Source organism: Ralstonia mannitolilytica, from assembly GCF_905397375.1.
Classification (GTDB): Bacteria; Pseudomonadota; Gammaproteobacteria; order Burkholderiales; family Burkholderiaceae; genus Ralstonia; species Ralstonia mannitolilytica.
Genome location: NZ_CAJPVG010000016.1, coordinates 60,371 through 73,957 on the forward strand (window position 1 = coordinate 60,371; position 13,587 = coordinate 73,957).

At 65.9% G+C, this 13,587-nt stretch carries 15 protein-coding genes; 11 read left to right on the forward strand and 4 right to left on the reverse strand.

Annotated features, from left to right (window positions below; translation table 11 throughout):
• The first annotated feature begins 50 nt into the window (after positions 1 to 50).
• The 4 genes from KHN96_RS21135 (at position 51) to KHN96_RS21150 (ending at position 2,006) form a co-directional block, all read left to right on the forward strand.
• On the forward strand, positions 51 to 182 hold the full coding sequence (locus KHN96_RS21135) for a cytochrome oxidase small assembly protein (RefSeq protein WP_211888735.1): 132 nt from the start codon (positions 51 to 53) through the stop codon (positions 180 to 182).
• Between the two features lie 38 nt (positions 183 to 220).
• Positions 221 to 829: a cytochrome c oxidase assembly protein gene (locus KHN96_RS21140; RefSeq protein WP_062739446.1), complete on the forward strand. Its 609-nt coding sequence runs from the start codon at positions 221 to 223 to the stop codon at positions 827 to 829.
• Between the two features lie 4 nt (positions 830 to 833).
• A complete protein-coding gene (locus KHN96_RS21145; RefSeq protein WP_045785695.1) occupies positions 834 to 1,046 on the forward strand; it encodes a DUF2970 domain-containing protein in 213 nt (70 codons plus the stop codon).
• 99 nt (positions 1,047 to 1,145) lie between these two features.
• Complete coding sequence (locus tag KHN96_RS21150; protein WP_062739445.1) at positions 1,146 to 2,006, forward strand: cytochrome c oxidase subunit 3; 861 nt, start codon at positions 1,146 to 1,148, stop codon at positions 2,004 to 2,006.
• A 111-nt stretch (positions 2,007 to 2,117) separates the two neighbouring features.
• Here the strand turns inward: KHN96_RS21150 and KHN96_RS21155 are convergent, their stop codons facing one another.
• Positions 2,118 to 2,327 (reverse strand): twin transmembrane helix small protein, encoded by a 210-nt coding sequence (locus KHN96_RS21155; protein ID WP_045785697.1) that lies wholly within the window; start codon positions 2,325 to 2,327, stop codon positions 2,118 to 2,120.
• 54 nt (positions 2,328 to 2,381) lie between these two features.
• On the opposite strand from KHN96_RS21155, the gene KHN96_RS21160 reads away from it, so the two are divergent.
• The 5 genes from KHN96_RS21160 (at position 2,382) to KHN96_RS21180 (ending at position 6,570) form a co-directional block, all read left to right on the forward strand.
• Positions 2,382 to 3,152 carry an SURF1 family protein gene (locus tag KHN96_RS21160; RefSeq protein ID WP_045785698.1) on the forward strand — a complete coding sequence of 257 codons (771 nt, stop codon included), beginning with the start codon at positions 2,382 to 2,384 and terminating at the stop codon, positions 3,150 to 3,152.
• A 52-nt stretch (positions 3,153 to 3,204) separates the two neighbouring features.
• Complete coding sequence (locus KHN96_RS21165) at positions 3,205 to 3,852, forward strand: SCO family protein (protein ID WP_045785699.1); 648 nt, start codon at positions 3,205 to 3,207, stop codon at positions 3,850 to 3,852.
• Positions 3,853 to 3,855: 3 nt separating this feature from the next.
• Positions 3,856 to 4,947, forward strand: coding sequence for a COX15/CtaA family protein (locus KHN96_RS21170; protein ID WP_062739444.1), 1,092 nt, complete (start codon positions 3,856 to 3,858; stop codon positions 4,945 to 4,947).
• Positions 4,948 to 4,956: 9 nt separating this feature from the next.
• Positions 4,957 to 5,898 (forward strand): heme o synthase, encoded by a 942-nt coding sequence (gene cyoE, locus KHN96_RS21175; protein ID WP_045785701.1) that lies wholly within the window; start codon positions 4,957 to 4,959, stop codon positions 5,896 to 5,898.
• Positions 5,899 to 5,967: 69 nt separating this feature from the next.
• Complete coding sequence (locus tag KHN96_RS21180) at positions 5,968 to 6,570, forward strand: SCO family protein (protein ID WP_045785702.1); 603 nt, start codon at positions 5,968 to 5,970, stop codon at positions 6,568 to 6,570.
• 76 nt (positions 6,571 to 6,646) lie between these two features.
• Here the strand turns inward: KHN96_RS21180 and rpoH are convergent, their stop codons facing one another.
• Together rpoH and KHN96_RS21190 are read right to left on the reverse strand one after the other, a co-directional pair.
• Positions 6,647 to 7,567, reverse strand: a complete 921-nt coding sequence (gene rpoH / locus KHN96_RS21185) for an RNA polymerase sigma factor RpoH (protein ID WP_062739443.1) — start codon at positions 7,565 to 7,567, stop codon at positions 6,647 to 6,649.
• Positions 7,568 to 7,766: 199 nt separating this feature from the next.
• On the reverse strand, positions 7,767 to 10,685 hold the full coding sequence (locus KHN96_RS21190; RefSeq protein ID WP_062739442.1) for a sensor domain-containing diguanylate cyclase: 2,919 nt from the start codon (positions 10,683 to 10,685) through the stop codon (positions 7,767 to 7,769).
• A 231-nt stretch (positions 10,686 to 10,916) separates the two neighbouring features.
• Here KHN96_RS21190 and KHN96_RS21195 point away from each other — a divergent pair, with 231 nt between their 5' ends.
• Both KHN96_RS21195 and KHN96_RS21200 read left to right on the forward strand, forming a co-directional pair.
• A complete protein-coding gene (locus KHN96_RS21195; RefSeq protein ID WP_045785705.1) occupies positions 10,917 to 11,321 on the forward strand; it encodes an OsmC family protein in 405 nt (134 codons plus the stop codon).
• A gap of 13 nt (positions 11,322 to 11,334) precedes the next feature.
• Positions 11,335 to 12,204, forward strand: coding sequence for a pirin family protein (locus KHN96_RS21200; RefSeq protein WP_062739441.1), 870 nt, complete (start codon positions 11,335 to 11,337; stop codon positions 12,202 to 12,204).
• Between the two features lie 21 nt (positions 12,205 to 12,225).
• Here KHN96_RS21200 and ybiB read toward each other — a convergent pair whose 3' ends face one another.
• Entirely contained in the window at positions 12,226 to 13,236 is a 1,011-nt protein-coding gene (gene ybiB, locus KHN96_RS21205) for a DNA-binding protein YbiB (protein ID WP_045785707.1), read from the reverse strand.
• Positions 13,237 to 13,587 lie beyond the last annotated feature (351 nt).

The window sequence follows — 13,587 nt, forward strand, 5'->3', positions numbered from 1 at the left end:
CAGGTGTCGCGGGGCTGGCCGGTGCCGGCCTCGCGATCCTCCGGACAACGATGTCGAATCCAGAAAAAAGCCCAACGCCCGAGCAGCGTGCCAGCAACCGGCGTCTCGCGTTCATCCTTGCCACGATTGCGTTGGTTTTCTTTCTGGGTGTGATTTTCAAGCGCGTCGTGTTCGGCGCATAGCCGGCCGCGGCAACACCGATCGCTGAGCGAGACCGCACATGAGCCAAACGCCGGCAAAGCCGGAGCCCTCCGAAGACACCAGCGCTGCTGACCGCGGGCTGAACCGGGCCATGCTCGGCAAGCTGGCCGTCGTGGTGGTGATGATGTTCGGATTCGGCTATGCGCTCGTGCCGCTGTACAAGAAGATCTGCGAGGTCACGAACATCAACGTGCTGACCACGCGCGATTACGACGGCGGGGCGCTGCGCAACACGCAGGTCGACCAGACGCGCACGATCACGGTGGAGTTCGATTCGAACAGCCAGGGGCCGTTCCGCTTCCGCCCGGTCCAGAACAGCATGGAAGTCCACCCGGGCGAGATCAGCCAGATCGTCTACGAGGTGGTGAACAAGGAGCGGCGCACGGTCGAGGCCCAAGCCATCCCGAGCTATGCGCCCAAGCAGGCCACCGAATTCTTCAAGAAGATCGAGTGTTTCTGCTTCAAGCAGCAGACGTTGGCCGCCAACGAATCGCGCGAGATGCCGGTGGTGTTTGTCATTGATCCGGATCTTCCGAAGGACGTGAAGACGATCACCTTGTCCTACACTTTCTTTGAAATCGGCAAGCCGGTGGCGCAGGCGCCCACCGTGCCCGGTAGGGGAACGTGAGGACATGGACGAACTGAAAGAAGCGACCCGACGGCGCGCATCCTTCGCGCAGACGATGAAGGCGGTGTTCTGGTCCTTCTTCGGTGTGCGCAAAGGCCAGGATCACGACCGCGACATGGCGCAGCTGAACCCTGTGCACGTGATCATCGCGGGCGTTCTGGCGGCGGTGCTGTTCATCGTCGTGCTGTTGATGATCGTGCGCGCCGTGGTCGGTTGAGCGGTGGGTTGAGGAGACGGCCTGCGCAGTCGGTGGTGAGGCGGTGAGGCCGGGCAACATCGAGTGGATTCTTAAAAAAACAGAGCTGGAGAAAAAGAGATGAGTGCGAATCGAGCGAATGCTCCGTACTACTTCGTGCCCGGGCCGTCGCGGCATCCGATTTCGGCGAGCGTCGGCCTGCTGATCGTGCTGCTGAGCTCCGCAGCGTGGGTGAACGCCCAGCCGTGGGCGCCGTGGACGTTCCTGATCGGCCTGCTGTGGTTCCTGTTCGTGCTGCGCGCCTGGTTTGCCGACGCCATCTCGGAGTCGGAAGGCGGCCGGTATGGCGACCGCGTAGACGCCTCGTTCCGCTGGTCGATGAGCTGGTTCATCTTCTCGGAAGTGATGTTCTTCGCGGCGTTCTTCGGTGCGCTGTTCTATGCCCGCACCATCTCCATGCCGTGGCTGGGCGACCTGAACAACAAGCTGCTGTGGCCCGACTTCAACGCGATCTGGCCGAACGCCGGCCCCGCCGGCACGGTGGCACCGTTCACGACGATGGGCCCGTGGCCGATCCCGACGATCAACACCGCGCTCCTGCTGACCTCCGGCGTGACGCTCACCTGGGCCCACCACGCGCTGCGTGAAGGCAAGCGCGCGCAGGTGATCCAGGGTCTGCTGCTGACGATCATCCTGGGCTTCACGTTCATGGGCTTCCAGGCGTACGAGTACATTCACGCCTATCACGAACTCAACCTGAGGCTGACCTCGGGGATCTATGGCTCGACGTTCTTCCTGCTTACCGGCTTCCACGGTTTCCACGTGACGATGGGCGCGATCATGCTGGCGGTGGTGCTGGGCCGCGTGATCAAGGGCCATTTCACGCCGGAGCACCACTTCGCGTTCGAGGGCGCCGCGTGGTACTGGCACTTTGTGGACGTGGTGTGGCTTGGCCTGTACGTGGTCGTGTACTGGCTATAAACCGAGCGTAGGATTGGGGCGGCCTCGCGCTGCCCGATGATCCTGCCAAGACAATGCCGCAGACGGGACACCGCTGCGGCGTTTTCGTTTTTCTGCCGGCCGATTGCGCCGCTACTGGCCCATGGGAATGCCGGTGCTGTGGATCCAGCCCAGCCGGTTGGCCACCAGGATGAAGATGAACAGCGCAATCGAAAAGCCGACGCGGAACATCAACGAGCGGACGGTGCGGCTGCTGTGGCCCTTGTCGCGCATCAGGAAGAACAGTGCGGAGGCAAGGCTGCTGAGAATCAGCAGGAACGCGATGGCAACGACGATGCGCATGGAGGCGGATAGGTTGGAAACGGGCGTGGTGGATTATCTCACCGAGGACGCGCAATGACCGTGCGCGTGCCGCTGCGCGACTGGTTTGCGCCCGTGCCGATGATCGCCGGTGTGGCGCTGATCGCCCTCACGTGCGCGCTCGGCCGCTGGCAGCTCCAGCGTGCGCACGAGCGCATTGAGCGGCAGGCGCGCATCGTCGCCTTGCAGAATGCGCCGGCCCAGCGCATTACTGCGCAGCCGGTGGCAGCCGATGCGGTGCTGTATCGGCCGGTGCTGCTGCGCGGCACGTTCGATGTGGCGCACACGGTGTTGCTCGAAAACCGGCCGCATGTGACCAACGGCGTGTCGCGCCCGGGCTTCGAGGTGCTGATTCCGCTGGTGCTGGAGGGCGCCGGCCGGCGCGCCGTGCTCGTCAATCGCGGCTGGCTGCCGCGCGATCCGGTCGACCGCACACGCATTGCGCCATACACCACCCCCGCCGGGGAAGTGCAGGTCGAAGGGATGGCCGTGCCGCATGCCAGCCGTGTCTTCAGCCTGGGCGGAAAGGACGCCGCGGATGAAGCCGGCCAGCGACTTAGGCAGAATATCGACCTCGACGCGTTCGCGCGCGAAATCGGCATGCCGCTGCAACCGTTCGTGGTACAGCAGGAATCCGACGCGCAGGACGGCCTGGCGCGCGATTGGCCGCGCGCCGACCTGGGCGCCGACCGCAATTACGGCTACGCATTCCAGTGGTTTGCAATGGCCGCTGGGGTGCTGGGGCTGATGGTCTTCTACGGCGTGCGACGCTATCGTCGCTTGGCGGGCGCTTCAGAGCCCGCGTGAATACGAACTCGCGTTGCGGCTTAGTGCCGCAGCCACATGGATTGGGAATCACATGGTGAATCAGGAAACCGCGCCGGGCACGCTCGAAGCCCCCGCCGACCCGCGCATCGACGCACGCACACGCCGGGGCCGCTTGATGATGCTGTTCCTGCTGCTGGTGTGTGCGTCCCCGGTGATTGCGTCGTACCTCGCCTATTACGTCTTCACGCCCGCCGGCGGGAAGGCGGCGTATGGCACGCTGGTCGACCCGCAGCGCCCGATCCCGGCCAACCTCATGGTGCAGGACGAGCACGGCGCCGAAGTGCCGCTCGCGAGCCTCAAGGGCAAGTGGCTGATGGTGTCGGTGGACGGCAGCGCCTGCGACGACAACTGCGCGCGCAAGCTCTTCACCATGCGCCAGCTGCGCATCGGCCAAGGGCCGGACCGCGACCGCATCGTTCCCGTCTGGCTCGTCACCGACCGCGGCGACATCGACCCGCGCCTCGTCCAGGCCTACAACGACGACTACGCCGCCGTGCGCTTCCTGCGGGCGCCCCAGTTGCCCGGGAACTGGCTGACCGATGGCAAGACATTGCCCGCCGATCATCTCTTCTTGGTGGACCCGCTTGGCAACCTGATGATGCAGTTCCCGAAGGATCCCGACCCGAAAAAGGTCCGCGGGGACCTCACGCGTCTGCTCAAGTATTCGCGCATCGGATAAGCCATGCTGTTGCAACTCGCTTCCATCGGCATCCTGATCGCGCTGATCCCGCTGTGCTACGTGCTGGTCAAGGGTGACCGCAACAAGTATCGCAAGCTGGTGTGGATCACGGCGTTCCTGACGCTGGACCTCATCATGTTCGGCAGCTTCACGCGCCTGACCGATTCGGGCCTCGGCTGCCCGGACTGGCCCGGCTGCTACGGCACGTCCAACCCGTTCCACGCGCGCGACGACATCCATGCTGCGCAGCTTGCCATGCCCAGCGGCCCGGTCACGTGGATGAAGGCGTGGATCGAGATGACGCACCGCTACTTTGCGATGGCGGTGGGCGTGCTGATCATCACGCTGGTCGTGGTGGCATGGGTCAAGCGCCGGGAGTTGAAGCAATCTCCGTGGTATGCGACGGCCGTGCTCGCGCTGGTGTGCGTGCAGGGCGCATTCGGCGCGTGGACCGTCACGCTGAAGCTGCAGCCGGCGATTGTGGTGACGCACCTGCTGCTGGGCATGTCGCTGCTCGCGTTGCTCATCTGGCTCGGCTGCAAGAACGATGCGCCGCGCCAGGTGGACGAGCGTGCCGCTTCACTGCGCGCGGCGGCCGTCGCCGGCCTCGTGCTGCTGATCGTGCAGATCGTGCTGGGCGGCTGGGTCAGTACGAACTATGCGGTGCTCGCCTGTACCGACTTCCCGCTGTGCAACGGCCAGTGGGTCCCGCCGATGGATTTTGCGCACGGCTTCACATTCTGGCGCCAGCTCGGCCGTACCGCCGGCGGTGAGTTCATTTCCCACGATGCGCTTGTCGCCATCCACTGGACGCACCGCGTGTTTGCCGTGGTCGTGCTGAGCTACCTGGTGTGGTTCGGGCTTCGTGCGCGGCGTATCGACGGCATGGGCCGCGTGGCGACCGTGCTGCTCATCGTACTGGCGGTGCAGCTTGGCACCGGCCTATCGAACATCGTGCTTGGGTGGCCGTTGCTGGCTGCCGTGGCGCACAACGGTGGAGCAGCGATGCTGCTGCTGCTGATGGTGCGCCTGCATTACCTGATCGGGCTCGCGCGGGCGCGCGTGCCAATGCCTGCGGCAGTGGCCGCCGTCTGACCGTTTCCCATGAATACCGTGGCTTCTCCCTCGACTTCCACTCAACTCCCCGGCTGGCGACATACCGCGGCGCAGTACGCAGCCCTGACCAAGCCGCGCGTCACGCAGCTCGCCGTGTTCTGCGCCGTCATCGGCATGTTCCTGGCCACGCCGGGCATGGTGCCGTGGCCGGTGCTCATTGGCGGCGCGGTCGGCATCTGGCTGTTTGCCGGTGCCGCCTTCGCGATCAACTGCCTGGTCGAGCGCAAGATCGACGCGATGATGCGCCGTACGGCCTGGCGCCCGTCGGCCAGCGGCGAGCTGGGCACGCGGCAGATCCTGGTGTTCTCGGTGGTGCTGGGCGGTGCAGGTATGTGGACGCTGCACGTGTTCGCCAACGACCTGACGATGTGGCTGACCTTCGCCACCTTCATCGGCTACGCGATCATCTATACGTTGCTGCTCAAGCCGGCCACGCCGCAGAACATCGTGATCGGGGGCCTGTCCGGTGCGATGCCGCCGGCGCTGGGCTGGGCCGCGGTCGCCAACAGCGTGCCGGCCGAGGCGTGGATCCTGGTGCTGATCATCTTCACCTGGACGCCGCCGCACTTCTGGGCGCTGGCGTTGTACCGCCGCGCCGACTACGCCAAGTCCGGCCTGCCGATGCTACCGATCACCCACGGCGAGAAATACACGCTGCTGCACATCCTGCTGTACACGCTGATCATGATCGCCGCGACCATCCTCCCGTTCGTGTATGGCATGAGCGGCTACATCTACCTCGGGACGGCGCTGCTGCTCGGCTTCGGCTTTCTCGCCTATGCGTGGCGCATGTACCGCAATTACTCCGATGCGCTGGCGCAGAAGACCTTCCGCTATTCGATCGTGTATCTCTCCATCCTGTTTGCCGCGCTGCTGGTGGACCACTACTTCAAGTTCGGCCCCACCCTGACGCCGGGCGCGACGCTGTGACGCATGCCCACATCGGCAAGTGAGTGCCGCAGGCGTTACGCTAGGCGGCCTCCTTTCAACCTGACGACCATGCTTTCGTTCCGACCATTCCGTGCCACGCTGTTTGCCGTGCTTGCAACCGCCGTGCTGGCCCTGGCCGCGTGCACCGACAAGCCGGCCTTCAAGAATCTGGACATCACCGGCTCCAAGAGCTTCGGCACCGATTTCTCGCTCACCGACCACACCGGCAAGCGCCGCACGCTGCAGGACTTCCGGGGCAAGGTCGTCGTGATGTTCTTCGGCTACACGCACTGCCCCGACGTGTGCCCGACCACGCTGGCCGAACTGCGCGCCGTGATGGATACCCTCGGCAAGGAGGCCGACCGCGTGCAGGTGCTGTTCGTGACCGTCGACCCCGAGCGCGACACGCAGGACCTGCTGGCCAAGTACGTGCCGGCGTTCGACCCGCGTTTCATCGGTCTGCGCCCCGCCAACGAGGCCGAGCTGCAGAAGGTCGCGAAAGACTTCAAGGTGTACTACAGCAAGGTGCCCGGCAGCTCGCCGGACAACTACACGATGGACCACACCGCGGGCAGCTACATGTTCGATCCGAAGGGCAACCTGCGGTTGTTCATCAAGCACGGCCAGGGCCCCGAGCCGATCGCGCACGACATCAAGCTGCTGCTCGACTGATCCGCGCAGCGGCCGCAGGTGCCCAAAGAAAAAGCCCGCCAAGTCTGGCGGGCTTTCTTATGGCTGGAAGCGGCAATTACGCAAAGGCCTGCAGGGCGCCCTTCATCTTTTTCATCGCTGCGGCTTCGATCTGGCGGATGCGCTCGGCCGAAACGCCGAACTCGTCTGCCAACTCGTGCAGCGTGGCGCCGCCCGATCCATCGTCGTTCACGTTCAGCCAGCGCGCTTCGATGATGCGGCGGCTGCGGTCGTCGAGCTTGGCCAGCGCCGTCTCGATGCCTTCGCTTTGCAGGCGGTCGTGGCTGCGCGCTTCGATCACGCGGGTCGGCTCGTTGTGCGTGTCGGCCAGGTAGGCGATCGGAGCGAACGACTCTTCGCCGTCATCCATCTGGCTTTCCAGCGCGATGTCGCCGCCCGAGAGGCGCGTTTCCATCTCGCGTACCTCGGCGCCCTTGACGTTCAGCTCGGCGGCCACGGCGTCGATCTCGTCGGACGTGAACGTCGCCTGCGCGTCCTGCTTGTGGCTGCGCAGATTGAAGAACAGCTTGCGCTGCGCTTTGGTGGTGGCCACCTTGACCATGCGCCAGTTCTTCAGGATGTACTCGTGCATCTCGGCCTTGATCCAGTGCATTGCGTACGAAACGAGACGCACGCCCTGGTCAGGATCGAAGCGCTTGACGGCCTTCATCAGGCCGATGTTGCCTTCCTGAATCAGGTCGGCATGCGGCAGGCCGTAGCCGAGGTACTGACGGGCGATCGACACCACCAGGCGCAGGTGCGAGAGCACCAGGCGGCGGGCGGAATCGAGATTGCCGGTGGCGCGATAGTCGCGCGCGAGCTGTTGTTCTTCTTCGGCAGACAGCATCGGCACCCGGTTGACGCTCTGGATGTAGGCGTCGATGTTGCCCAGGTTGCCGGGGAACGCCAGCGCCCACGCGTTGGCCGACGGCTGCGTGGCGATGGCGGAAGCGGTGTTCACGGGAATGATTGCGTTCACTCAGGACTCCTGTCGAAATCCAGTGGAGGTTTGGAGAGGCATGTTAGCACTCCAACCGGATGAGTGCTAATAGGACTTTTTTGAGCGGTTGATAGTTCCCGTAAATTAGAAGATTTGCTCCGATAGTGTGATGTTTGCGCCGCAGCAAATTGGGCGGCGCACCCTGTCATAGACCGGCCATCCGGCCATCGGTTCGCGGCTATGCTGCCGTGTCACGGCCACGTGACTTGGCCCAGTACAGGCCTTGGTCCGCCTCACGCAACGCGGCGTCCGGGTCGCTTATTTCGGGCCCCGGGCAGGCCACGCCGATGCTCGCGGTGACGTGCACCACCATGTCGCCGGGGAGGTGAATCGGGGGGCGGATCGCGTTGATGGCCTTCTGTGCCGTGTGCAACGCATCCTCGGGCGCGTCGATGGGGTCGAGAAGGATGATGAATTCGTCACCTGCGAGTCGGGCCACCGTGTCCGTGCGGCGCACGGCACGCTGCAGCCGCTGGGCGACCTCCACGAGGACCGCATCGCCGGCGGCGTGGCCGTAGGTGTCATTGATGCGCTTGAAGTGGTCGACGTCGAGATACAGCACGCCCAGCGATGCGGGCACGCGGTGGCGGCGTTTCAGCGCCGCCCGCAGGCGTTCGTACAGTTCGTAGCGGTTGGGCAGGCCGGTGAGGGCATCGAAGCGCGCCATGCGCGAGAGCTCCATCTCGCTGCGCTTGGCTTCGGTCACGTCCTGGACGAACGCGTAGATGCCGTAGCGCCCGTCGGCGGTCTCGGCCGCGTCTGGCACAAGCTGCCCGCGGAGGTGTCGCGTGGGGCTGCGCGTCCCGCTCGCGTGCGCCTTTTCGTACCACGGCGCGGTGATCTCGAACTCGACCGGCTCGCCGCGCACCGCGCGCTGCAGATAGGGCGCCAGCAGGGCATACGTGCCCGGTGTGAAAACCTGCTCGGCCGGCTGGCCGCAGACCTCCTCCGGCGTGCGCTGCAGCCAGCGCGCGTGTGTGACGTTGCAGAACGTGAAGATGCCATGCGGATCGATGTACGAGACGAGCAGCGGCGCGTTGTCGAGCACCAGCTTGAGCGCGCGTTCGCTGCGCGCCAGGGCCTGCTCGGCCGTGGTGCGTGCGGTCAGATCCTGCAGGATCGAGAAGTAGCCGCGCAGCATGCCGCGGTCGTCGTAATCGGGGGAGTAGTGGCCGCTCAGGTAGCGCGGCACGCCGGTGCGCATGGACGTGATCTCGAACTGCACCGGATAACCGGCCAGCACCTCGGCCATGTACGGCAGCAGCGCGCGGTAGTCCTCTGGCGTGTAGATATCGCTGACGTGGCGTTCAAGCAGTGCCTCTTCGGTGCAGTCGAACGCTTCGAGCATCGTACGGCTGGCAAAGCGCAGGATGCCGTCGGGATCGACGTAGCTCAGCTGCGCCGGCACGTTGTCGGCCACCAGGCGCAGTTGTTCGCGGCTGGCGCGCAGCGCGTCGCGGCGGCGCTCGAGGTCTTCGTTTGCCGTGCGCAGCGCGCGCTCCGAAGCGGCGAGCCTGTTGGCAAATGGCCGCACCGTCAGACGGATCACCAGCACGCTGCCCAGCATCACGCACACCATGAGCGCTGCCAGCCGCTCGAATTGCGCGCGCATGGGTGCGTAGAGTTCGGCGCTCGCGATCTTGCTGATCAATGCCAGGCCGGTATGACCGATGGGCGTATAGCTGAACGAGGTCGGCATGCCGTGGATGTCCTGCCATTGGCCGTAGCCCGCCTGGCCTGCCAGTGCCAGGCGCGACGGCAGCGGCCGACGGTCCACCGTCAGGGCCGGCAGCTCGAAGACGTACGCATCAAAGCGCTGCGGAAAAGACATCGCCCGGCCACGCGCATCCAGCCCTGACATAGCGAAGGTTTCCGTCGTGCCGGCATCGCGCACGCCGGCGTAGCGGGCCGTCATTTTGGCCAGCGGCTGCTCGGCGACCAGCCAGCCGATGTGCGCGCCATCGGCCATGACCGGCGTTTCGGTGCGCATCGCAAAACCGTGTACCCATTGCAGCGAAACGCGCTCCGGGGCCAGCCCCACGTGCAGCGGTATCGACAGTTCCGGACCGCGCACCGGCGCACCGAGGCTGACTACGCCGTCGCCGCCGAGGGTGCGCAACTGGAGGTATGAATAGCCTTGGTCGCGATACGCCTGCAACGCGGTGGCGCCGCGCAGGCGCGCCGCGGTGTCGGCTGGATGGCGCAGTGCCTCCTGGACATGCGTCGCCGCCGCGATGAGGCGCGGACTTTCGGCGCGCAAGGTGAGCACCTGATCCAGTTCCTGTGCATAGCTGCCGAGCGCCCGTGCCCGCGTCATGCCAAACATCACGCTGGCGCTGTCGACCTGGATGATGAACGCCGTGATCGTGGCGCCAAGCCCCGCCAGCATCACGCAGGTGCCGCTGATCCACACGATGGTGTCTTCCGGCGACAGTCGCATGCGCAGCAGCCCCGGATTCCGCGCCAGCGCCACGCAGAGCACGCCCGTCACCACCACGAGCGTACAGACCGCGGCCACGTCCGATGCGCGCCAGCGCAGCCATGCGGGGTAAAGGTACTCCAGCGCCATCGCACGGCCCAGCAGGTCCACCGCGCAAAGCAGCATCGCCACGCCGATGAGGCCCCACAGCCATCGCGTGCGACGGGCCCGCCGCAGTGTGGGGACGAGGTTCAGTGCCATGGCCGATGCCGCCAGCGCCAGCGCGTGGCTCGGATGCATGCCGCCGATCCAGCCAGTCACCCATTGCCGATCGAGCCATGCATGCAGCCCCGGAAAATCGAGCGAGACGGGCCAGCCCGTGACCACCTCCGCCAGGCGCAGCCCGCACAGCACCACAACGGCACCGCTCAAGAGTCGCGCTGCCGGGTCTGCCCATCGCGCGCCCGGCTGCACCGTGCCAGCGACGAGCGCGCCCAGCCCCGTACCGAGCAGCGTCAGATACAGTCCCGTGGCAAACACCATCAGCAGTTGGTCGGTGCCCAGCTTCACCGCCCACGGCCAATGCTGCAGCCAGCCCGCCATCACGGTCAGGCCGACAAGAACGAGGAGAACGCCGATGCCGCCGGCAATGGCGACAAGCGGCCGGCGAGAAACCATGGAGGTGACGCGTGAGCGGAGCTGTGGCAGGACGGATGTCTTCTAACCGGAAGAACGGCGAAAAACGGCGCCGCTTGAGGGGGGCGCGCCCATCAAGCCCCCTGCCCGGCCATGCCTGCCTCCGGATGTGCTTTGACAGCAACGCCATGCGGTGCCCAGCGCACGTGCCATCGCCGCTCCACAAGTTGGCTACACTGCCCGGACATCGCAAAAACCGTTACAGGAGCCGCCATGCCCATCGTTGTCAGCAAGGACACCGAAGGCCTCTTCCGCCACAAGATCACCTTCCCTGAAGGCACGATCTACACCGACGTGCCCAGGCCGGCCGGCGAGGGCAGCGCGCCCGACCCGCATGCCTACTTCGACGCTGCGCTGGCCAGCTGCAAGGCGCTGACCGTTACGCTGTACGCCCGCCAGCGCAAGTACCCGCTGGACGCCATCGACGTGGCAGTCGAGCATGACGGCAGCCAGGAGCGCCAGGGCCGCTACACGCTGCGCACCGTGCTCACTCTGCATGGCGAGCTGACCGACGAACAGCGCGCCGACCTGCTGCGCGTGGCCGGCAAATGCCCCGTGCACAAGCTGATGACGGAAGTCGAGATCAGCATCGACACCGAACTCGCCCAACGCGGCTGAGGAGAGCGTTTCCATGACAAGCATCCAGCACATCATCGGCCCGCACGTGCGCGACCTGGGCGGCTTCTCGGTCAAGCGCGTGCTGCCTTCCGCGGCCAAGCAGACGGTCGGGCCGTTCATCTTCTTCGACCACATGGGCCCAGTGGACTTCGCCCCCGGCGAGGGCATCGACGTGCGCCCGCATCCGCACATCGGCCTGGCCACCGTCACCTACCTGTTTGACGGCAGCATGGTCCACCGCGACAGCCTCGGCAGCGTGCAGACCATCGTCCCCGGCGACGTGAACTGGATGACGGCCGGCAGCGGCATCACGCATTCCGAACGCACCCCGCCCGGGGTGCGCCAGCGCGGCGCCCGCCTGCATGGAATCCAGACCTGGGTGGCGTTGCCGAAGGATCAGGAAAAAGTCGCGCCAAGCTTTGCACACCACGCCGCCAGCACGTTGCCCAAGCTCGATTGCCCGGGCGTGCAGGGCGTGGTGATTGCCGGCGATGCGTTCGGGCTGACGTCGCCGGTGAAGGTGAATTCGCGCACGCTCTACGTGGCGCTGGAACTCGCGGCCGGCGCGTCGCTGGTGATCCCGCCCGAGCATGCGGACCGCGGCCTGTATCTCGTCGAAGGCGCGGTCACGATCGACGGCGAGGCGCTCGACCCGCACCACCTCGCCGTGCTGGAGCCGGGCGGCGACGTGATGCTCACCGCGCAGGTGTCATCGCGCGTGATGCTGCTGGGCGGCGACCCGACCGACGGCCACCGCCACATCTACTGGAACTTCGTGGCCAGCGACAAGGCCGACATCGAAGACGCCAAGCAGCGCTGGGAGAGCGACGCCTTCGCCCACGTGCCCGGTGAGACGGAGCGCATCCCGCTGCCGTCCAGGTAAGCGGCAAGACAGAGCGATCGATCAGGCAGTCGGCGCGGGGCATGCACACCGTACGATCGCGCGGACCTGCTTGGCGATCGGCTCCGGCACCGGCGCCTTGCCGTCGAGCACGGCTGCAATCCACTGCGCCGTCGCTGCCACATCGGTGCCGGCGGGCAACGCGGGCGGAGCATCGCTCGAACCTTCCACCGCTTCGATGACCGTTTCGTGCGTGCCGTCGTGCAGCCACTCCACCGCGCTGCCGCGCCGCGCGTCGGCCACGGCTTCGCCTTCGGTGCCGCGTGCGAGCAGCACATTGGCCGGATGGCGCAGGAAGTAATCGGTGAGCGTGTCGCGGTACTCCGGGTGCGTGTAGCTGACGAGCCGCAGGGCCTCGTGCGGCGCATGTCCGCCGATGGGCTGCAGCATCTTCACCACCGTGTGCGCAGAGTTGCGCAGGCCGACGATCTCGCGCTTGTCCAGTAGCGCCGACAGCTCGGGCGAGAGCACGTCGATCGGCACATACGCGAGGCGATCGTTCTCGAGGCGCTCGCGCGCTTCGTCCATGTGTTCGCAGATGGGCCAGCCGAGCGCGTCGAACAATGTGGCCGTGGTGATGCGGCCGTCGAAGCGGCGGATGCCGTGCACCAGCACCGGCACACCTTCGCGCGCCAGCAGCCTGGCCAGCAGCGGCACAAGGTTCGGCTGGCGGCGGGCGCCGTTGTAGCTGGGGATGATGACCGGCAACGCATGCTGCGGCGTGTGCGGTGCCGGCAGCGGCCGGCAATGCGCATGCGTGGCCTCCAGCATGCCGTCGAGTTCTTCCGGGGTTTCGCCCTTGATGCGGTAGGCCATCAGGATGGCGCCGAGCTGCACGTCGGAGATGCGGCCTTCCAGCATGGCGGTGAAGAGCGCACGGGCGTCGTGCTTGACCAGGGCGCGGGCGCCGTCTGCGCCGCGGCCGATTTCCTTGATGAACCGGGCGGCGGGGAAGGGGCCGTTGGCGAAGGCGTCTTCAGTGGCGGTGTCGGGAAGGATGGGGGGAGCGGGCATCAGGAAGCTGGGCGGGGTGTTTGTGTGGGTTTGATCATAGCGCTGGGGTTTGCGCTGGCGCTAGCGTGGGGCGGGGAGTGTTCTTTGTTGGTGGGGCATCCCTCGTTTCATCCCCTGCCGGGGCTGAGTCACTTTCTTTGTCTTGCCAAAGAAAGTAACCAAAGAAAGGCGCGCCCGAGATGGCGACCCCCTCCTTGGATTTTTGTAACCGTGCGGAGACGGGAAAAACTCGCTTCGCTCGGGAGTGTCAGGATTTCCGTGTTCAAGGCGGAGTTGAGAATCACACGGACGGTCGAGCGAATCGATCGGCGTAGAGGATAGCGAACTGGTTCATCGCCTGCTTCCAATCAT